Annotated in this window: 15 protein-coding genes; 13 read left to right on the forward strand and 2 right to left on the reverse strand. The window is 72.8% G+C overall.

Features of this window, described 5'->3' with window-relative positions:
- Positions 1 to 234: 234 nt before the first annotated feature.
- Positions 235 to 3,477, forward strand: a complete 3,243-nt coding sequence (ileS, locus tag ASD06_RS03960; RefSeq protein WP_056673534.1) for an isoleucine--tRNA ligase — start codon at positions 235 to 237, stop codon at positions 3,475 to 3,477.
- An 18-nt stretch (positions 3,478 to 3,495) separates the two neighbouring features.
- On the opposite strand, the gene ASD06_RS03965 is transcribed toward ileS, so the two are convergent.
- Positions 3,496 to 5,223, reverse strand: coding sequence for an aminotransferase class V-fold PLP-dependent enzyme (locus ASD06_RS03965; protein ID WP_056673537.1), 1,728 nt, complete (start codon positions 5,221 to 5,223; stop codon positions 3,496 to 3,498).
- A 55-nt stretch (positions 5,224 to 5,278) separates the two neighbouring features.
- On the opposite strand from ASD06_RS03965, the gene ASD06_RS03970 reads away from it, so the two are divergent.
- The 10 genes from ASD06_RS03970 (at position 5,279) to ASD06_RS04015 (ending at position 15,630) form a co-directional block, all read left to right on the forward strand.
- Complete coding sequence (locus ASD06_RS03970; RefSeq protein ID WP_056673540.1) at positions 5,279 to 6,637, forward strand: folylpolyglutamate synthase/dihydrofolate synthase family protein; 1,359 nt, start codon at positions 5,279 to 5,281, stop codon at positions 6,635 to 6,637.
- On the forward strand, positions 6,634 to 7,026 hold the full coding sequence (locus tag ASD06_RS03975; RefSeq protein WP_056673542.1) for a DUF4233 domain-containing protein: 393 nt from the start codon (positions 6,634 to 6,636) through the stop codon (positions 7,024 to 7,026). The genes ASD06_RS03970 and ASD06_RS03975 overlap by 4 nt, the downstream gene beginning before the upstream one ends.
- Before the next feature lie 270 nt (positions 7,027 to 7,296).
- Entirely contained in the window at positions 7,297 to 7,731 is a 435-nt protein-coding gene (gene ndk / locus ASD06_RS03980) for a nucleoside-diphosphate kinase (RefSeq protein WP_056673545.1), read from the forward strand.
- 99 nt (positions 7,732 to 7,830) lie between these two features.
- Positions 7,831 to 8,859 (forward strand): rod shape-determining protein, encoded by a 1,029-nt coding sequence (locus ASD06_RS03985; RefSeq protein WP_082537685.1) that lies wholly within the window; start codon positions 7,831 to 7,833, stop codon positions 8,857 to 8,859.
- A 4-nt stretch (positions 8,860 to 8,863) separates the two neighbouring features.
- Entirely contained in the window at positions 8,864 to 9,754 is an 891-nt protein-coding gene (mreC, locus tag ASD06_RS03990; protein ID WP_056673549.1) for a rod shape-determining protein MreC, read from the forward strand.
- Positions 9,751 to 10,263 (forward strand): rod shape-determining protein MreD, encoded by a 513-nt coding sequence (mreD, locus tag ASD06_RS03995; RefSeq protein WP_056673552.1) that lies wholly within the window; start codon positions 9,751 to 9,753, stop codon positions 10,261 to 10,263. Before mreC ends, mreD begins: the two co-directional genes overlap by 4 nt.
- On the forward strand, positions 10,260 to 12,428 hold the full coding sequence (mrdA, locus tag ASD06_RS04000; RefSeq protein WP_082537686.1) for a penicillin-binding protein 2: 2,169 nt from the start codon (positions 10,260 to 10,262) through the stop codon (positions 12,426 to 12,428). The genes mreD and mrdA overlap by 4 nt, the downstream gene beginning before the upstream one ends.
- On the forward strand, positions 12,425 to 13,579 hold the full coding sequence (gene rodA, locus ASD06_RS04005) for a rod shape-determining protein RodA (RefSeq protein ID WP_200941874.1): 1,155 nt from the start codon (positions 12,425 to 12,427) through the stop codon (positions 13,577 to 13,579). The genes mrdA and rodA overlap by 4 nt, the downstream gene beginning before the upstream one ends.
- Positions 13,580 to 13,779: 200 nt before the next feature.
- Positions 13,780 to 15,189 carry a DEAD/DEAH box helicase gene (locus ASD06_RS04010; RefSeq protein WP_056673555.1) on the forward strand — a complete coding sequence of 470 codons (1,410 nt, stop codon included), beginning with the start codon at positions 13,780 to 13,782 and terminating at the stop codon, positions 15,187 to 15,189.
- A gap of 66 nt (positions 15,190 to 15,255) precedes the next feature.
- Positions 15,256 to 15,630, forward strand: a complete 375-nt coding sequence (locus ASD06_RS04015; RefSeq protein ID WP_056673558.1) for a hypothetical protein — start codon at positions 15,256 to 15,258, stop codon at positions 15,628 to 15,630.
- 44 nt (positions 15,631 to 15,674) lie between these two features.
- On the opposite strand, the gene ASD06_RS04020 is transcribed toward ASD06_RS04015, so the two are convergent.
- The gene (locus ASD06_RS04020; RefSeq protein ID WP_056673562.1) at positions 15,675 to 16,826 is read right to left on the reverse strand and encodes an acyltransferase; all 1,152 of its coding nucleotides are present in this window, start codon (positions 16,824 to 16,826) and stop codon (positions 15,675 to 15,677) included.
- 173 nt (positions 16,827 to 16,999) lie between these two features.
- On the opposite strand from ASD06_RS04020, the gene ASD06_RS04025 reads away from it, so the two are divergent.
- Entirely contained in the window at positions 17,000 to 18,928 is a 1,929-nt protein-coding gene (locus ASD06_RS04025) for a TIGR03960 family B12-binding radical SAM protein (protein ID WP_056673565.1), read from the forward strand.
- Position 18,929: 1 nt separating this feature from the next.
- Positions 18,930 to 19,643 (forward strand): TIGR03936 family radical SAM-associated protein, encoded by a 714-nt coding sequence (locus ASD06_RS04030; protein ID WP_056673568.1) that lies wholly within the window; start codon positions 18,930 to 18,932, stop codon positions 19,641 to 19,643.
- The last annotated feature ends 12 nt before the right edge of the window (positions 19,644 to 19,655 follow it).

The raw sequence follows: 19,655 nt of genomic DNA on the forward strand, positions 1-19,655 counted from the left end.
GGCGGGCAGGCGCTGAACCGACCATCACCGGGGAGCCTCCGGAAGAACGGGCGCCGCCCCACCAGGGCGGCGCCTCACTAGACCCGGGCGGACCGGCCCGCACCCCAGCCGGCGAACGAGCGGTCGGCCGTGGCTCGCCATCGGCCGGCAAGCGAGGTGGTACCGCGGTGCCGCCCGGGTTCTCCGGGTGACGTCGTCCTCGTGGTGGTAGCGACGACCCCGCGAGAGGCACCGATGACGTACCCCAAGGCCGGCTCTGACGCCCACGACGGCTCCGCGCGCTCCGACGTCCCCGCCGGCGTCCCCTCGAGCCCGCGCTTCCCGGAGATCGAGGAGCGGATCGAGCGCTACTGGGCCGCCGACGGCACCTTCCGCGCCAGCGTCGAGCAGCGGCCCGCGGGCGAGAACGGCAGCAACGAGTTCGTCTTCTACGACGGGCCGCCGTTCGCCAACGGCCTGCCGCACTACGGCCACCTGCTCACCGGCTACGTCAAGGACGTCGTGCCGCGCTACCAGACCATGCGCGGTCGCCGGGTCGAGCGCCGCTTCGGCTGGGACACCCACGGCCTGCCCGCCGAGCTCGAGGCCGAGCGTCAGCTCGGCATCAAGGGCCGCGGCGACATCCTCGAGCTGGGCATCGAGACGTTCAACGCCGCCTGCCGCGAGTCGGTGCTGAAGTACACCCGCGAGTGGGAGGACTACGTCACCCGCCAGGCCCGCTGGGTCGACTTCGAGAACGACTACAAGACGCTCGAGCTGCCGTACATGGAGAGCGTCATCTGGGCGTTCAAGACGTTGTACGACAAGGGGTACGTCTATGAGGGCCAGCGCGTGCTGCCGTACTGCTGGGTCGACGAGACGCCGCTGAGCAACCACGAGCTGCGCATGGACGACGACGTGTACCAGCAGCGGCAGGACCCGTCCGTCACCGTGTGGGTCGAGCTCGAGACCGGCGAGCGGCTCATGGCCTGGACGACCACGCCGTGGACCCTGCCCTCCAACGAGGCCATGGCCGTCGGCGTCGACCTCGACTACGTGGTCGTCGAGCACGAGGGCGCGCGTTACGTGCTGGCGGCCGACCGCCTGGCGGCGTACGCCCGCGAGCTCGGGGACGACGCCGCCGACCGCGTCGTGGCCCGGCTCAAGGGCTCTGAGCTCGTCGGACGCCGGTACACGCCGCTCTTCGAGTTCCTCACCGACACCGAGCGGTTCGGCACGCAGAACGCCTTCCGCGTGATCGCCGCCGAGCACGTCACGACGGACGACGGCACCGGCGTCGTGCACATGTCGCCGGCCTACGGCGAGGACGACCAGATCGCCTGCGAGGCAGCGGGTATCCCCACGATCCTCACCGTCGACGACCGCGCGCGGTTCACCTCCATCGTGCCGGCGTTCGAGGGCCTGCAGGTGTTCGAGGCCAACCGGCCCATCACCCAGGACCTCAAGGCCCGCGGCCACCTGGTGCGCCAGGAGAGCTACGAGCACTCGTACCCGCACTGCTGGCGTTGCCGGAACCCGTTGATCTACAAGGCCGTCTCGTCGTGGTTCGTCGAGGTGACGAAGTTCCGCGACCGCATGGTCGAGCTCAACGAGCAGATCACCTGGGTGCCCGAGCACGTGAAGCACGGGCAGTTCGGCAAGTGGCTGTCGAACGCGCGTGACTGGTCGATCAGCCGAAACCGCTTCTGGGGCAGCCCGATCCCGGTGTGGAAGTCGGACGACCCGAACTACCCGCGGGTCGACGTCTACGGCTCGCTCGACGAGCTGGAGCGCGACTTCGGCGTCCGGCCGACCGACCTGCACCGGCCGTTCGTCGACGACCTCACGCGGCCCAACCCCGACGACCCCACGGGCCGCTCGACGATGCGCCGGGTCACCGACGTCCTCGACGTGTGGTTCGACTCCGGGTCGATGCCGTACGCCCAGGTGCACTACCCGTTCGAGAACGCCGACTGGTTCGAGCACCACTACCCGGGCGACTTCATCGTCGAGTACATCGGGCAGACCCGCGGCTGGTTCTACACGCTGCACGTGCTGGCGACGGCGCTGTTCGACCGGCCGGCCTTCTCGTCGTGCGTGAGCCACGGCATCGTGCTCGGCGACGACGGCCAGAAGATGTCGAAGAGCCTGCGCAACTACCCCGACGTCAACGAGGTGTTCGAGCGCGACGGCGCCGACGCCATGCGCTGGTTCCTCATGTCGTCGCCGGTGCTGCGCGGCGGCAACCTCATCGTCACCGAGCGCGGCATCCGCGAGGGCATGCGCCAGGTGCTGATCCCGCTGTGGAACGCCTGGTACTTCTTCTCGTTGTACGCCAACGCGGTCAACGAGGGTGCGGGCTATGACGCGAGGTGGTCGACGGCGTCCACCGACGTCCTCGACCGCTACCTGCTGGCCAAGCTGCACGACCTCGTCACCGACGTGCAGGCCCAGCTCGACGTGTACGACGTCAGCGCCGCCTGCCAGTCGGTGCGCGAGTTCTGCGACGTGCTGACCAACTGGTACATCCGCCGCTCGCGCGAGCGCTTCTGGGGTGAGGACGACACCGCGGCCTTCGACACCCTCTCCACGACGCTGGAGGTGCTCACCCGGGTCAGCGCGCCGCTGCTGCCGCTCGTCGCCGAGGACGTCTGGCGCGGGCTCACCGGTGGGCGCAGCGTGCACCTCACCGACTGGCCGGACGCCGACGACCTGCCGACCGACGCCGCGCTCGTCGCGGCCATGGACCGCACCCGCGAGGTGTGCTCGGCGGCGCTGGCGCTGCGCAAGGCCGAGGGCCTGCGCGTGCGCCTGCCGCTGCACTCGCTCACGGTGGTCGACGCCGACGCGAGCGCGCTGGAGGACTTCGCCTCGCTGGTGGCCGACGAGGTGAACGTGCGCGAGGTGCGGCTCGTCACGCTCGAGGAGTCCGGTGCGGGTGCGGAGCAGTTCGGGGTCTCGCGGCGGCTCACGGTGAACGCGCGCGCCGCCGGCCCCCGGCTCGGCAAGGACGTCCAGACCGCGATCCGGGCGAGCAAGTCCGGTGACTGGCAGGTCGCGGACGACGGCACGGTCAGCTCCGGCGGCATCGCGCTGGTCGAGGGCGAGTACACGCTCGACATGGTCGTCGAGGGTGGTGCCGACGAGCACCGGGCCGTCGGGGTGCTGCCCCGCGGCGGCTTCGTCGTCCTCGACACCGAGGTGACGCCCGAGCTGGAGGCGGTGGGGCTGGCGCGCGACGTCGTCCGGGTGGTGCAGCAGGCCCGCCGGGACGCCGGTCTCGACGTCAGCGACCGCATCCGCCTCACCGTGGCGGCCGAGGGTGGGGTGGCCGCGGCGCTCACCGAGCACCAGGGCCTGCTGATGTCCGAGACGCTGGCCGTGCAGGTAGGCGTCGCCGGCGACCTCGACGCGCTACCCGTGGGCGACGGCGTCAGCGAGGCCACCGTCGGCGACAGCCTGAAGGTCCGCGTGCGGGTCGAGAAGTCGCAGGCCTAACCAGAGCAGAGACGTGAGTCAGGCGGTGCATGCGGCGGGCAGCTCGAACCAGCGCAGCCGGTCGAACTCGTCATCCGGCCCCGAGCCCGGCGTGAGGTCCGGCTCGGGGCGGCTGGCGAGCAGGGCGCGCGCGTCGTCGAGGTAGCCCTGCAGCGTCGACTCCGGCGCGTGCTCGGCGTGGCTGTCGTAGCGCAGGACGCCGTCGGTGTCGTAGTGCAGGTCGCCCAGCCGCAGCGGCGGCTCGACCGGCCCGCCGCGGTGCCGCCACAGGCCGGTGGCCGGCTCGAAGCGGTAGTCGGGCAGCAGTCGCCAGCCGTCGCGCGCGACGACGTCGACGGCCGCGACGACGTAGTCGAACACGGCGTGCGACAGGAAGTAGTTGAAGTTCACCCGCACCCAGCCCGGCTTGATGCCCTCGCACCCGCGCGAGATCTCCTGCTCGAACTCGTGCGAGCGCTCGAGGTCGATGCCGAGCAGCCGGTGGCCGTAGGGGCCGGCGCACGAGCAGCCGCCGCGCGACTGGATGCCGAACAGGTCGTTGAGCACCGCCACGACGAAGTTGTGGTGCAGGTACTGGCCGCCCGGACGCCGGATGACGAACGACAGGATCGACAGCCGCTCGGCGTCGAGGTTTCCGAGGATCTCGATCGCCGGGTTCTGCGACCACGTGCGCACCGCGCAGCGCAGGAAGTGCTCCTCGTGCGCGCGGATCACGTCGATCCCGACCGCCTGCTTGAGCTGGAACACCAGGCCGGCGCGGATCGACTCCACGATGGCGGGCGTGCCCGCCTCCTCGCGGTGCTCGGGGGAGTCGAGGTAGACGTGCTCGGCCGGGTTCACGTAGGCCACCGTTCCGCCCCCGACGACGGCCGGAACTCGGTTGCGCAGCAACGACTTGCGGACGACGAGCACGCCCGGCGTGCCCGGGCCGCCGATGAGCTTGTGCGGGCTGAGGAAGATCGCGTCCTTGGCCGCGGCGGGGTCGTCGTCCGGCGTCATCTCGATCTCGACGTACGGCGCGGCCGCGGCGAAGTCCCAGAACGCCAGCGCGCCGTGCTCGTGCAGCAGCCGCGTGACCGCGTGGGTGTCGGTGACGATCCCCGTGACGTTGCTGGCCGCCGAGAACGAGCCGATCTTGAGCGGGCGGTCGGCGTAGCGCGCGAGCTCGGCGGCGAGACGGTCGAGGTCGATGTGCCCGTTGGCGTCCTCGGGCACGGTGACGACGTCGGCGACCGACTCGCGCCACGGCAGCTCGTTGGAGTGGTGCTCGAAGGGGCCGATGAACACCACCGGACGCTGGTCGGCGGGGATCTGCGCCGACAGGTGCCAGCGGTCGTCGAGCTCGGACGGGATGCGCAGCCCCAGCACCGCCACCAGCTTGTCGATGGCCCCGGTGGTGCCCGAGCCGCAGAACAGCACCGCGCAGTCGTCGTCCGCGCCGACGGCCTCGCGGACGATGCGTCGGGCGTCCTCGCGCAGCCGGGTCGTCTGCAGCCCGGTGCCCGACGACTCGGTGTGCGTGTTGGCGTAGCGGGGGAGCACCTCGTCGCGGATGAAGTCCTCGATGAAGGCCAGCGAGCGGCCGCTCGCGGTGTAGTCGGCGTAGGTGACCCGGCGGGGGCCGTAGGGGCCGGGCAGGGTGAGGTCGTCGCCGATGATGGACTCGCGGATGCGCTGCAGCAGGGGTGTGTCCGGCGGGCAGTCGCCCTGCGCGGTGGCTGCAGCGTCGACGTCGTCGGTCACCATGGTGAGGAGTCTGCCGTACCGTTGGCGGCGTGATCAGCGAGCGCGAGGACCTGTCGTGACGAGCGAGCAGCCCGAGGTCGTGTCCGCGCGGTTAGCGGAGGTCGAGCACGCGGTGCTGGCCCGCACGCCGGAGCACCACGTCGACCCGTCCCTCGACGCGATCCGCGCGCTCATGGACCTCATGGGCGAGCCGCAGCGGGCCTTCCCCGTCGTGCACATCACGGGCACGAACGGCAAGACGTCGACGTCGCGGATGATCGAGCGGCTGCTGCGCGAGCTCGGCCTGCGCACCGGCCGCTTCACCAGCCCGCACCTCACCGACATCCGAGAGCGCATCGCCTTCGACGGCGAGCCGATCAGTCCGGAGCGGTTCGTGGCGGCGTGGGACGACGTCGCGCCGTACCTCGAGATCATCGACGCCCGCGCGCGCGAGGCCGGTGAGCCGTTGATCAACTACTTCCAGGTGCTCACGGCCATGGCCTTCTCGGCGTTCGCGGACGCGCCCGTCGACGTGGCGGTGGTGGAGGTCGGCCTCGGCGGCACCTGGGACTCCACGAACGTCGCCGACGGTCAGGTCGCCGTCATCACGCCCATCGGTATCGACCACGAGCGGCTGCTCGGGTCGACGGTCGAGCAGATCGCCACCGAGAAGGCCGGGATCATCAAGCCCGGTGCCGTCGCCGTGCTCGGCACCCAGAAGCGCGAGGCCGCCGAGGTGCTGCTGCACCGGGCGGGCGAGGTCGGCGCCGACGTCGTGGTCGAGGGCCAGCAGATCGGGTTGCTGTCGCGCGAGGTGGCCGTGGGCGGCCAGCTGGTCAGCGTGCGGGGCATCGGCGGCGACTACGAGGACCTGTTCCTGCCGCTGCACGGCGAGCACCAGGCGCACAACCTCGTGACGGCGATCGCGGCCGTCGAGGCGTTCGTCGGCGGGGGCACCGACCGGCTCGACCCCGAGGTGGTGCGCGTGGCGGTGGCCGACATGACGTCGCCAGGCCGGATGGAGGTCGTGCGGCGCAGCCCCACGGTGGTGGTCGACGCGGCGCACAACCCGGCCGGGGCGCAGGTGCTCGCGGCGGCGGTGGACGAGGCGTTCAGCTTCCGACGGCTGGTGGGTGTCGTGGCCGTGCTGTCCGACAAGGACCCGGAGGGCATCCTGGCCGCGCTGGAGCCGGTGCTCGACGAGGTGGTCGTGACCCGCACGTCGTCGTCGCGGGCGATGAACCCCGACGACCTCGGCGAGGTGGCGGTGGAGGTGTTCGGTGAGGACCGCGTCCACGTGGTCGGCCGGCTGCCCGACGCGCTGGCCCGCGCGGTCGACCTCGCCGAGCAGGACGGCGACCTCGGCGTCGGGGTGCTGGCCACGGGCTCGGTGACGATGGCGGCCGACGTCCGGACGCTGTTGGGGGTGCGGTGAGCGAGCGTCCGCCGCGGTCGCTGCGCCGCTCGTTCGCGGCCATGGTGCTCGTGGGTGAGGTGCTGGTGGTGGGCTTCGCCGCCCTGGTGGCCAAGGACCTCTCGGACGTGTCCGGCCGCACCGTGGCCCTCGCGGCCGGCGTCACCGCCCTGCTCGCCGTGCTCGCCGCCGGCCTGCTGCGCTCGCGCCTCGGGTACGTGCTCGGCTGGCTGGTGCAGGTCGTGCTCGTCGTGAGCGGTGTGTGGGTACCGATGATGTTCTTCATCGGGATCGTCTTCGCCGTCGTGTGGGGCTTCGTGCTCGTGGCGGGCGGTCGAGCCGACGCCGTCACCGCCCAGCGCCTCGCCGCCGCCCGTGCCGACGTTGGCCCCGTTGATCACGTTCAGTAGGTGACACTCCGCATGTCGAGGGGTGCATCCCTCGACAAGCGGGTGCAGACCTCGACAAGGGCGCAGTGCGCCGTCCCCGGACGACGGCCCGCGCTTCTCGAGGGTTCCGCCCACTTCTCGAGGGGTGCAACCCTCGGCAAGCGGAGTGTCGCCCACTTAACGTGATCAGCGGGACGACGGCGGCCGGCGGGGTGGCGGGTGCGGGCGGGGCCAACGCCTGGGTCGGTAGGCTGGCCGCGCCCCCGACGTCCGACCGGAAGGTCCACTCCTGTGAGCACGCCCGACCTCGAGCGCAGCCTCGTCCTCGTCAAGCCGGACGGCGTCCGGCGCGGCCTCACCGGTGAGGTGCTGCGGCGCGTCGAGGCCAAGGGCTACGTCCTGGTGGCCCTCGACCTGCGCACTCCCGACCGCGACACGCTCGCCCGCCACTACGCCGAGCACGAGGGCAAGCCGTTCTACGAGCCGCTCGTGGAGTTCATGTCGTCCGGCCCGGTCGCCGCGGTCGTCATCGAGGGTCAGCGCTGCGTCGAGGGCTTCCGCTCGCTCGCCGGCGCCACCGAGCCCACGGCGGCCGCGCCGGGCACGATCCGCGGCGACCTCGGTCGTGACTGGGGGAGCGCCGTGCAGCAGAACATCGTGCACGGGTCGGACTCTCCTGAGTCGGCCGAGCGCGAGATCGCGATCTGGTTCCCGCACCTGGGCTGAGCCCCCCGCGCGCCCCGGCCGAGACGCCGCTCGGGCCGCGTACGATGGCGTCCGAAATCTCCCTTCGCTCGCGACCCGGAAGCCGTGGTACCCCCCCTCATGAGCAGCCTGTCTTTCATCGGCCGAGACATGGCCGTCGACCTCGGCACCGCCAACACCCTCGTGTACGTGCGCGGTCGCGGTGTGGTGCTCGACGAGCCGAGCGTCGTCGCCATCGACGAGCACACCGGACGCCTCGTGGCGGTGGGCGCCGAGGCCAAGCGCATGATCGGTCGCACCCCGGGCTACGTGCGCGCGATCCGGCCCCTCAAGGACGGCGTGATCAGCGACGCCGACACCACCGAGCGCATGCTGCGCTACTTCATCCACAAGGTGCACAAGCGCTCGCGCTTCGCTCGCCCGCGCATCGTCATCTGCGTGCCGAGCGGGATCACCGGCGTCGAGCGGCGGGCCGTCGAGGACGCCGCCAGCCATGCGGGCGCCCGGCGGGTCTACATCATCGAGGAGCCGATGGCCGCGGCGATCGGCGCGGGCCTGCCCATCGAGGAGCCCACCGGCAACATGGTCGTCGACATCGGTGGCGGCACCACCGAGGTCGCGGTGATCAGCCTCGGCGGCATCGTCACCGCCCAGTCGATCCGCGTCGCCGGCGACGAGCTCGACAACGCGATCATCCAGTACGTGAAGAAGGAGTACTCGCTCATGCTCGGCGAGCGCTCCGCCGAGGAGATCAAGATGAGCATCGGCTCGGCGTTCCCGCTGAGCGACGAGCCCACGGCCGAGATCCGCGGCCGCGACCTGGTGAGCGGCCTGCCCAAGACCATCACGGTGGGCGCCGAGGAGATCCGCAAGGCCATCGAGGAGCCGGTCAACGCGATCGTCGACGCCGTGAAGTCCACGCTCGACAAGTGCCCGCCGGAGCTGTCGGGCGACATCATGGACCGCGGCATCGTGCTCACCGGTGGTGGCGCCGCGCTGCGTGGGCTCGACGAGCGCCTGCGGCACGAGACCGGCATGCCGATCCACGTGGCCGACGAGCCGCTGATGTCGGTGGCCCTGGGCTCTGGCCGCTGCGTCGAGGACTTCGACGCGCTGCAGCGGGTGCTCGTGCCCGAACGGCGCCTGTGACCGCATGGTGCGCAGGTCGCCTCGCCGGTCCCGCACCGTCCTCGCCCCGCTGGTCGTGCTGACGGCCTGCCTGATCCTGCTCGACCTCGCTGCCGGGCCCGGCGGCTCCACCGACCGCCTGCGTGGCGCCGCGGCCGCCGTCCTCGGCCCGGCCGAGCGCCTGGCGTCCGGCACCTGGCGTGCGCTGTCGGACGCCGGGCAGGGCCTCACCGGCAGCACCCGACGCCAGCTCGACGAGCTGCGCCGCGAGAACGACGCGCTGCGCCTGGCTGCCCGCGCCTCCGACGACGACCGGCGCCGGGCCGGTGAGCTGGACGCGCTGCTGCACACCGCCGGGCTCGGTGGCTACCGCATCGTGCCCGCGCGTGTCGTGGCGCTGGCACCCCAGCAGGCCGCGCGTCAGGAGGTGACGCTCGACGCCGGGTCGCGCGACGGCATCCGGCGGGAGATGACGGTGCTGAGCGGTGACGGGCTGGTCGGGCGCATCGTGCGCGTCGCGCCGACGACGTGCGACGTCCTGCTCCTCACCGACCCGACGTTCTCGGTGGGGGTGCGGGTGGAGTCGACCGGCCTGGTCGGCGTGGCCACCGGAGCGGGGAGCAGCCCCATGCGGTTGCGGCTGCTCGACGCCCAGACCACCGTCGAGCCCGGCGCGCGGCTGGTGACGCTCGGCAGCGTCGGGGGCTCGCCGTTCGTCCCGGGCGTGCCGGTGGGCGAGGTGCAGTCGGTGCGGACGTCGCCCGGCACGCTGTCGCGCAGCGGCCGGGTGCGACCGTACGTCGAGCCGGCCACCACCGACCTCGTAGGCATCGTCGTGCAGCCGCCGCGCACCGACCCCCGCGATGCGGTGCTGCCGCCGCGGCCCCAGCCGTCGTCGTCGAAGGGCTCGTCGTGAGCTCGGCGCGCGTGGTGCTGGCGGCCGGTCTGGTGGTGCTGGCGCGGCTGGTCGACGTCACGGTGCTCGCTCGCACGCACTGGCCGCTGGCGACGCCCGACCTCACGCTGCTCGTGGTCGTGGCCCTCGCCCTGCTCGGTGGCAGCCGATCGGGTGCCACCGTCGGCCTGTCGGCGGGGCTGGTCGCCGACCTCACCCCGCCCGGCGCGGGCCTGCTCGGCCTCACCGCGGTGGCCTACGGACTGGCTGGCCTGGTCGCCGGCCGCTACCACCGCCCCGGTGAGCGCTCGCTGGTGCTGCTGCTCGTGGCCGCGGGGGCCGCGGCTGCGACGTCGTCCGTCGTCAAGGCGCTGGCCGAGCTGGCCGGCGGCGACTCGCTCGCTCGCGCGCTCGAGACGGTCGTCGGAGGTGTCGGCTACGCCGTCGTGGCCTCGCTGCTCGTCGTGCCGCTCGTGATGGTGCTCGATCGGTGGGTCGAGGGCGAGCCGGCGGAGGTGGCACGGCTGTGAAGAGCAACGTGCGACTGCTGGCTGTCGCGGTGTTCGTGCTGTCGCTCATGGTGACGCTCGTCGCGCGGTTGTTCACGGTGCAGGTCGTGGGCGCCGACGGCTACCGCGCCGCGGCGGCCACCAACCGCGAGCGCGAGATCATCACGCCCGCCGTGCGCGGCCTGGTGCTCGACGACCGCGGCCGGCCCCTCATCTCCAACCGCTCGGCGCTCGTGGTGTCGGTGAGCCGCACCGAGCTGCTCAACAGCGACGACGAGGGGCGCGCGCTGCTGCACCGGCTCGCCGACGTGCTCGGGCTGCCGTTCGAGACCGTGTGGGGGCGCACGCAGCTGTGCGGCACCCCCGGGGCGCCGAAGGCACCGGTGTGCTTCAACGGCGCGCCGTACCAGCCGGTGCCGGTTGCCGAGGACGTCCCCGCGCGCGTCGCGCTGCAGATCATGGAGCGCAGCGAGGACTTCCCGGGGGTGAGCGCCGAGCTGCAGGCGGTGCGCACCATCCCGGAGCCGTTCGGTGTGCAGGCTGCGCACCTGCTCGGCTACCTCGGACCGGTGACCGACGAGGAGCTCAAGGCCAGCTCGCAGGCGGCTCGCGACGGGCGCACCGAGCTGCAACGCACCGACCGGGTCGGTCGAGCCGGGCTCGAGGCGCAGTACGACACCGCGCTGCGCGGGACGCCAGGGGTCACCACCGTGGGCGTCGACATCCGCGGCCGCGTGACGGGCACGCTCTCGCAGGTCGACCCGGACGCCGGCAACCACCTCGTCACGAGCATCGACGCCAAGGTGCAGGCGGCCACCGAACGCGCGCTGCGCGACGGCATCCGGGCCGCCCGCACGCGCCAGGACCCCGGTGGTCGCGGGCGGCTGAAGGCCGACTCCGGCGCCGCCGTCGTCATGGACGTGCGCACCGGGCAGATCGTCGCGATGGCCTCGTGGCCGTCGTACGACCCGCGCGTGTGGCTCGGCGGCATCACCGACCGCGAGCTCGCGCGCCTGTCGGACGAGAAGGCCGGGACCCCGCTGGTGTCGCGCGCGACGCAGGGGCTGTTCCCGCCGGCGTCGACGTTCAAGGTGGTGTCGCTGCCGGCGGCGGTGCAGCACGGCTTCGACCTGCACGGCACCTACGACTGCGGCAGCTCCTACCAGGTCGGCAACCGGGCCTTCCACAACTACGAGTCGGAGGCGTACGGGCGGATCGACCTGCACAAGGCGATCGTCGTGTCGTGCGACACGATCTTCTACCAGTTCGCCTACAAGACGTGGCTGCGGCTCGGTGGGTCGAAGGCGAAGAGCGACGCGCGCGACCCGTTCGTGAACATGGCGACGGCCTTCGGCCTCGGCAAGCCGACGGGCATCGACCTTCCCGGCGATTCCGCGGGGCGCATCCCCGACCGCGCGTGGAAGCAGTCGTACTGGGAGTCGACCAAGGACTACTACTGCGGCAAGGCCCGCACGGGCTTCCCGGAGGTGGCCGGCAAGGATCCCAGCCGGGCGCGCTTCCTCACCCAGCTGGCCAAGGAGAACTGCGCCGACGGCAACGTCTTCCGCGCTGGCGACGAGGCGAACTTCTCGATCGGGCAGGGCGACGTCAGCGTGACGCCGCTGCAGATGGTGCGCGTCTACGCCGCGATCGCCAACGGCGGCACCCTCTGGACGCCGCACGTCGGCAAGGCGGTCGTCTCGCCGTCCGGCAAGGTCGTGCAGCGCATCGCCCCGCACGCGGCGGCGAAGGTGCCGGTGCGGCCGGACGTCCTGAAGTTCCTGCGCAGCGCGCTGCGCGGTGTCGTGACGTCGGGCACCGGCCGGGGCGCGTTCGCCGGCTTCCCGGTCGCCGTCGCGGGCAAGACGGGCACCGGTGAGGTCTACGGCAAGCAGGCGACGGCGTGGTTCTCGTCGTTCGCCCCGGCGGACCACCCGCAGTACGCGGTGTCGGTGGTGGTGAGCCAGGGCGGCACGGGCGCCTCGACGGCGGCGCCGATCGTGCGCGCCATCTACGCCGCCATCTACGGCGTACGCGGGTCGAAGATCGTGCCGTCAGCCGCGGCCCTGCCGGGCGGGCGGCCTCCCGCGTCGCTGCCCCGCATCCGGCCCGACGGCACGATCGTGACGCCCGAGGGCGTCGTGCCGGCCACCGAGGGCCTGCCCGACCCGCGGGGACGTCGGTGAGCGCCTTCGGCCTGCGCGACGCGCGCACCCGGCGCGCGCGCGAGCACGGGAGCGTGTGGGTGCGTCTTGACTGGGGCCTGCTCGTCGCCGCGCTCGGGTTGTCGCTGATCGGCGCGCTGCTGGTGTGGTCTGCGACGCGGCGCGGGTCCGGCGACGCCGTGCTGGTCAAGCACCTGGTGAACCTCGCGCTCGGGCTGGTGCTCGGCGGCGCCGTCGCCCTCGTCGACTACCGCGGACTGCGGGCGTACTCGCCGGTGCTGTACGTCGCCTCGATCGCCGGCCTGGTCGCCGTGCTGACGCCGCTCGGCTCCACGATCAACGGCTCGCACTCGTGGATCGTGCTGCCGGCTGGCTTCTCGGTGCAGCCGTCGGAGTTCGCGAAGGTCGCGCTCGTCGTGGCGCTGCCGCTGCTGCTCGCGGAGAAGCGCGACGCCGACGACACTCCCCGGCACGTCGACGTCGCGCTCGCGCTGGTGGTCGCGGCGGTGCCGATGGCGCTGGTGCTGCTGCAGCCCGACCTGGGCTCGGTGCTGGTGCTGGCGGCGCTGCTGGTCGGGGTCGTGGCGTCGTCCGGTGCGCCAGCGCGGTGGGTGGTGGGCCTCGTGCTCGTGGGTGCGGTGGGCGTGGGCGTGGCCCTCACGACCGACGTGCTCGACACCTACCAGAAGGACCGGCTGACGGCCTTCGCCGACCCCACGGTCGACCCGCGCGGCATCGGCTACCAGACCCGGCAGGTGCGCATCGCGATCGGCAGCGGTGGCGTCGAGGGGCAGGGGCTGTTCCAGGGCGCGCAGACCCAGGGCGGCTTCGTGCCCTACCAGCAGACCGACTTCGTCTTCTCCGTGGCCGGCGAGGAGCTGGGCTTCATCGGTGCCGGCGGGATCCTGCTGCTGCAGGGGTTCGTGCTCTTCCGCGGGTTGCTCGTCGCCTACCGCGCCGAGGAGCTCTTCGGGCGGCTGGTGGCGGTGGGGGTGGTGTGCTGGTTCACCTTCCAGGTGTTCGAGAACGTCGGCATGAACCTCGGGATCATGCCGGTGACCGGGCTGCCGCTGCCCTTCGTGTCGTACGGCGGGTCGTCGATGTTCGCGTCCTGGCTCGCGATCGGGCTGCTGCAGAACGTGCGTCTCGGCATGTCCGCTCGCTCCGCCTGACCCTCACCGCCGGGCCGGGTGCGGGCCCGGGACGCTCGGTAGGGCACAATGGTGTCGGCAGGTGCGGACGTCGTCCGCCCTGCGGTCGAGTGCAGCGCCCGTCCCGTCTCGGGACGACGCCAGGTCTGCCGCGAGTGATCGCGGGGTTGCCCATGCATCAGCGGCCACCCACGCATCGCTTGTCGAGAGGCTGTCTTCCCTTGTCCCAGAACGCTTCGTCCCCTGCTGCCACCACGTCGTTCGCCGACCTGGGTGTGCGGCCCGAGCTCGTCCGCTCGCTCGCCGAGCGCGGCATCACCGCTCCCTTCCCCATCCAGGCCGCCACGCTGCCGGACTCGCTCGCGGGCCGCGACGTGCTGGGCCGCGGGCGCACCGGCAGCGGCAAGACCGTCGCCTTCGCCCTGCCCACCGTGACGGCGCTGGCCGCGAGCGGTCGCGCGCGCCGTCCCGGACGCCCCCGTGCCCTCGTGCTGCTGCCCACGCGCGAGCTCGCCAACCAGGTCGCCGAGACCCTGACGCCGCTCGCGAAGGTGCTGGGGCTCAAGGTCACCACGGTCTTCGGTGGCGTCAGCCAGAACCCCCAGGTGACCGCGCTGCGTGGCGGTGTCGACGTCCTCGTGGCGTGCCCCGGCCGGCTCGAGGACCTCATCGGCCAGGGTCACGTGCACCTCGACGCCGTCGAGGTCACGGTGCTCGACGAGGCCGACCACATGGCCGACCTCGGCTTCCTGCCCGGCGTCAAGCGGCTGCTCGACAAGACGCCGAAGGGCACGCAGCGCCTGCTGTTCTCGGCGACGCTCGACAACGGCATCGACGTGATCGTCAAGCGCTACCTCAGCAACCCGGTGACGCACTCGGTCGAGCCGCAGAAGGCCGACACGGCGACCATGGAGCACCACGTGCTCGCCGTCGACAAGGCGCACAAGCCCGAGGTCGTGCGCTCGCTCGCCGGTGGGCAGGGCCGCAGCCTGCTGTTCATGCGTACCAAGCACACGGCGAAGAAGCTGGCCAAGCAGCTCACGGCGGCGGGCATCCCCGCGGTCGACCTGCACGGCAACCTCTCGCAGAACGCCCGCGAGCGGAACCTCGCCGCGTTCGGTGACGGCAGCGTCAAGGTGCTGGTGGCCACTGACATCGCGGCGCGCGGAATCCACGTCGACGACGTCAACCTCGTGGTGCACGTGGACCCGCCCGCGGAGCACAAGGCGTACACCCACCGGTCGGGACGGACGGCCCGCGCAGGCGCCAAGGGCGTCGTCGTCACGCTCATGACGCCGGACCAGCACGGCGACGTCCGCACCCTCACGCGGCAGGCCGGCATCAAGCCGCAGCAGGCGGTCGTGACGCCCGGGGACGCGCTGCTGTCCGAGCTCGCGGGGCCGCCGGCGCCGTACGTCGAGCCGCAGGCCGCCCAGCCGGTGACCCAGCCGGCCCGCGCCAAGCAGCCGCCGCGTCAGCGGCAGTCGGGACAGCCGGGACAGTCGGGGCAGGCGCGTCAGTCGGGTCAGTCGGGTCAGGCGGGTCAGCCGCGGCAGGGCGGCCAGGCAGGCCAGGCGCGGCCGGCCGGCTCGGGCCAGGGACGCCGGCGCCGTCGTCCGGCCGCTCGCTGACGGCCGAGGGACACCAGGGCCGTTCGGCCCTTCCCGGTCGCCCGGCAGCGGGCTCAGCGTGAGGGCATGAGCACTCGAGCCCGTACCCGAAGCGAAGCCGCCGAGCAGGCCTGGGCCGCGCTGCCGCACGGTGGCCGCGACGCCGTCCGGCTGCAGGTGCAGTGCGCGCGCAGCCACCACGTCGCCACCGTCTACGACACCGGCGCGGGGCTGGTCTACGCCGCGCCGGTGCGCGACGTCTCGCACGGTGCACGCGACCTGCCCGACGAGCCGAAGGGCGACCAGCATCCGCACCGCTGGTACGACTGGCTGGCCGACGCACCCGGCGCTGCCGCTGACGACGCGCTGCCCGCCTGGTGCGACTGCGGGCCGCGCACCCTGTCTCGGCGCGCGGTGCGGCACTGGCTGGACGCCGGCGAGCACCGCGTCGTCGTCGACTGACCGAGTCGCGGCAGGATCAGGTCGGCGGGATCAGGTCGGCGGGATCAGGGGGCGGCGGCCTCGGGTGCGCCGGCGCGGCGGCGGGTGCGCAGCAGTCGCCGGGCCGGCACCTCGACGATGCGGTGCATCGCCACGGCGGCCAGGCCCAGCAGTCCCGCGTACGTGGCCAGCACGAGGGTGCGCTGCGGCCAGCCGGACTGGTCGTACAGGTGCACCGGCAGCAGCGCGTGCAGCGACGGCGCCAGCAGCACGTGCGTCATGTACAGGCTGTACGACACCTCGCCCCAGAACACGAACGGCCGGCTCGACAGCACGCGGGCCAGCGGGCCGGCGTCGAGCGCGAGGCAGAGCACCAGCAGCCCCAGCGCCGGTGCGAGCCAGTAGCCGTGTCGCGCCGCCGGCACCAGCAGCACCACGAGCGTCACCGCGGCGGCCAGCGGCAGGGTGAGTCGGCCGAGCCAGCGCGGTCGGGAGCGGTAGACGCGCCACATGAGCAGGCCGGCGCCGAACTCCGTCGCCAGGCGCAGCATGCCGGCGTGCGGGACGTTGCCGTTCGGCAGCGCCCACAGCGCGAAGATGGTGAGCATCACGGCGTACAGGCCTGTCGCGAGCAGCGCGACCGCCGCCCGACGCCGGAGCCGCGCGAGCGCCACGAACAGCACTGGCGCCGCCAGGTACGCCGCCCACTCGGCGCTGATCGACCAGGCGGGGGCGTTGAAGCTCGGCCGGTCGTTCCACCACGCGTGCGTCAGCGTGAGGTTCTCGACGTAGGCGCTCACGGTGCGCCGGTGGCCGCCTGCGGTGACGCCGAGAGTGCCGATCAGCGCGGCCTGCAGCAGGTCCAGGTTCAGCGTCACGACGTGCACCGGCCAGACCCGAGCGAGCCGGTTGCGCAGGAACCCGCGCGTGGCCCGCGCGTCCCAGTGGCCCATCGACTCGGCGTAGTTGTACGCGAGGACGAAGCCGCTGAGGGCGAAGAAGACGTCGACGCCGAGGTAGCCGGCGTCCATGATCGGAGCGAGCGGTCGCAGGGACGGCGCGAGCGCCAGCACGTCGGAGCGGTAGTGGAACAGCACGACCCACACGGCGGCGACCGCTCGCAGGCCGGTGAGGGCGGTGATGAGCGGACGGCGAGGCGCGACGTCGGGGCGGCCGGACGTCGGCACGCCCGGCCGCGCCTCGAGCTGCGCGCTCATGCGGCTCCTCGGGGAGCGGACGACGACGCCGGCCGGGACCGGCAAAGCGGACGTCCCACCGTAACCGCACCCGCCGCCTCTCGGCACGTCGGCGTCCAGCGCGCGGGAGAGCAAGGCGGCGGCCCCGGGTTACCCTGAGGAGTTGTTCCAGCCGCACCCGGAGGGTCTTCCGCATGCCTGTCGAGTCCGTCTTCCCTGCGCTCGAGCCCCTGCTCGCGCAGGTGAGCAAGCCCATCCAGTACGTCGGGGGCGAGCTCAACTCGACGGTCAAGGACTGGGACGCCGTCGCCGTCCGCTGGGCGCTCATGTACCCCGACGCCTACGAGGTCGGTGTGCCCAACCAGGGCACGATGATCCTGTACGAGGTGATCAACGAGCGCGACGACGCCCTCGCCGAGCGCACCTACTCGGTGTGGCCCGACCTCGAGGCGCTCATGCGCACGCACGGCGTGCCGCAGTTCACCGTCGACGCGCACCGCCCGGTCGCCGCTTTCGACGTGCTCGGCGTGTCGTTCTCGACCGAGCTCGGCTACACGAACCTGCTCACGGCCCTCGACCTCGCCGGCGTCCCGCTGCACGCTGCTGAGCGCACCGACGAGCACCCGATCGTGCTGGCCGGCGGCCACGCGGCGTTCAACCCCGAGCCCATCTCGATGTTCATCGACGCGGCGGTGATCGGGGACGGCGAGGAGGCCGTGCTCGCGATCACCGACGTCATCCGCGACTTCAAGGCCGAGGGCAGCCCGGGCGGCCGTGAGGAGCTGCTGCTGCGTCTCGCCCGGTCGGGCGGCGTCTACGTGCCGGCGTTCTACGACGTCGACTACCTGCCCGACGGGCGGATCAAGCGCGTGGCGCCCAACCGTCCCGGCGTGCCGTGGCGGGTCAGCAAGCACACCGTGATGGACCTCGACCAGTGGCCGTACCCCAAGCAGCCGCTGGTGCCGCTCGCCGAGAGCGTGCACGAGCGGATGAGCGTCGAGATCTTCCGTGGCTGCACCCGTGGCTGCCGCTTCTGCCAGGCCGGCATGATCACGCGCCCGGTGCGCGAGCGCAGCATCCAGGGGATCGGCCAGATGGTCGAGAAGGGCCTGGCCGCAACGGGTTTCGAGGAGGTCGGGCTGCTCTCGCTGTCGAGCGCCGACCACAGCGAGATCGCCGACGTCACCAAGCAGCTCGCCGACCGCTACGAGGGCACCAACACCGGCCTGTCGCTGCCCTCCACGCGCGTCGACGCCTTCAACATCGACCTCGCGAACGAGCTGAGCCGGGGCGGGCGCCGCTCGGGCCTGACCTTCGCGCCCGAGGGCGGCAGCGCGCGCCTGCGCCGGGTCATCAACAAGATGGTCAGCGAGGACGACCTGATCCGCACCGTCGCGGCGGCCTACGCCAACGGCTGGCGCCAGGTGAAGCTGTACTTCATGTGCGGCCTGCCCACCGAGACCGACGACGACGTGCTGCAGATCGCCGACATGGCCGCCAACGTCATCAAGGCCGGGCGCGAGGCGAGCGGCCAGCGCGACATCCGCTGCACGGTGAGCATCGGCGGATTCGTGCCCAAGCCGCACACGCCGTTCCAGTGGGCGGCGCAGCTGGACGCCGAGACCACCGACTCCCGCCTGGCCAAGCTGCGCGACGCCGTCCGGGCCAACAAGCAGTACGGGCGCTCGATCGGCTTCCGCTACCACGACGGCAAGCCAGGCATCGTCGAGGGACTGCTCTCGCGCGGAGACCGCCGGGTCGGCCGCGTCATCGAGGCCGTGTGGCGCGACGGTGGTCGCTTCGACGGCTGGAGCGAGCACTTCTCCTACGACCGCTGGATGGCGAGCGCCGAGGCCGCGCTGGCCGACGAGCCGGTGGACGTCGCCTGGTACACCACCCGCGAGCGCGAGTTCAGCGAGGTGCTGCCCTGGGACCACCTCGACTCCGGTCTCGACAAGGACTGGCTGTGGGAGGACTGGCAGGACGCGCTGTCGGAGGTCGAGGTCGACGACTGCCGCTGGACGCCCTGCTTCGACTGCGGCGTCTGCCCTCAGCTGGGCACCGAGATCCAGATCGGGCCCACCGGCAAGACGATGCTGCCGCTCACCGTCGCCGGCCGCTGACGTGCCCCGCACCCCGGACGGTCCGCCCCCGCCGCCCGTCGTCCAGCGGCTGCGCCTGCGCTACGCCAAGCGCGGCCGGCTGCGCTTCAGCAGCCACCGCGACTTCCAGCGCGCGCTCGAGCGGGCGCTGCGCCGCGCCGACGTCCCCATGGCGTACTCGGCGGGGTTCCACCCCCACCCCAAGATCTCGTTCGCGAACGCCGCGCCCACGGGCACGGCCAGCGAGGCCGAGTACGTCGAGCTGGCCCTGGCCGAGCGCCGTGACCCCGACGCGGTGCGCGCGGCGCTCGACGACAGCCTGCCCGATGGCCTCGACGTGCTGCAGGTGGTGGACGCCGACGCCGGGGCGCTCGCCGACCGCCTGGAGGCCAGCGAGTGGCTGGTGGTGCTGCCCGGCGCCGACCCCGCCGCGGTGGGTGAGGCCGTGGCGGCGTTCCTGGCCGGCGAGGTCGTCGAGGTCGAGCGCCTCACCAAGAACGGGCCGCGTGCCCTGGACGCGCGCGCGCCGGTCGAGTCGCTCGCCGTCGAGGACGGCGATCCGCAGGGGCCGACGCTGCGGCTGGTCTGCCGCCACGTCACCCCCACCGTGCGCCCGCAGGAGGTGCTCGAGGCGCTGCGTCTGACGACCGGCTTCACCCCGCCGCGCCCGGCTCAGGCCACGCGTCTGCGGCAGGGGCCGCTGCGGGACGGCGTGGTCGGCGACCCCCTGGCCTGACCGCGGCCGGCG

The sequence above is a fragment of the Angustibacter sp. Root456 genome, assembly GCF_001426435.1.
GTDB lineage: Bacteria > Actinomycetota > Actinomycetes > Actinomycetales > Angustibacteraceae > Angustibacter.

Coding starts and splice junctions, on each gene's coding strand:
- ASD06_RS03985 (WP_082537685.1), top strand. CDS start 7,831: ATGAGCAGCCTGTCTTTCATCGGCCGAGACATGGCCGTCGACCTCGGC.
- ASD06_RS04025 (WP_056673565.1), top strand. CDS start 17,000: ATGCCTGTCGAGTCCGTCTTCCCTGCGCTCGAGCCCCTGCTCGCGCAG.
- mreC (WP_056673549.1), top strand. CDS start 8,864: ATGGTGCGCAGGTCGCCTCGCCGGTCCCGCACCGTCCTCGCCCCGCTG.
- ASD06_RS04015 (WP_056673558.1), top strand. CDS start 15,256: ATGAGCACTCGAGCCCGTACCCGAAGCGAAGCCGCCGAGCAGGCCTGG.
- ASD06_RS04020 (WP_056673562.1), bottom strand. CDS start 16,826: ATGAGCGCGCAGCTCGAGGCGCGGCCGGGCGTGCCGACGTCCGGCCGC.
- ASD06_RS03965 (WP_056673537.1), bottom strand. CDS start 5,223: ATGGTGACCGACGACGTCGACGCTGCAGCCACCGCGCAGGGCGACTGC.
- ileS (WP_056673534.1), top strand. CDS start 235: ATGACGTACCCCAAGGCCGGCTCTGACGCCCACGACGGCTCCGCGCGC.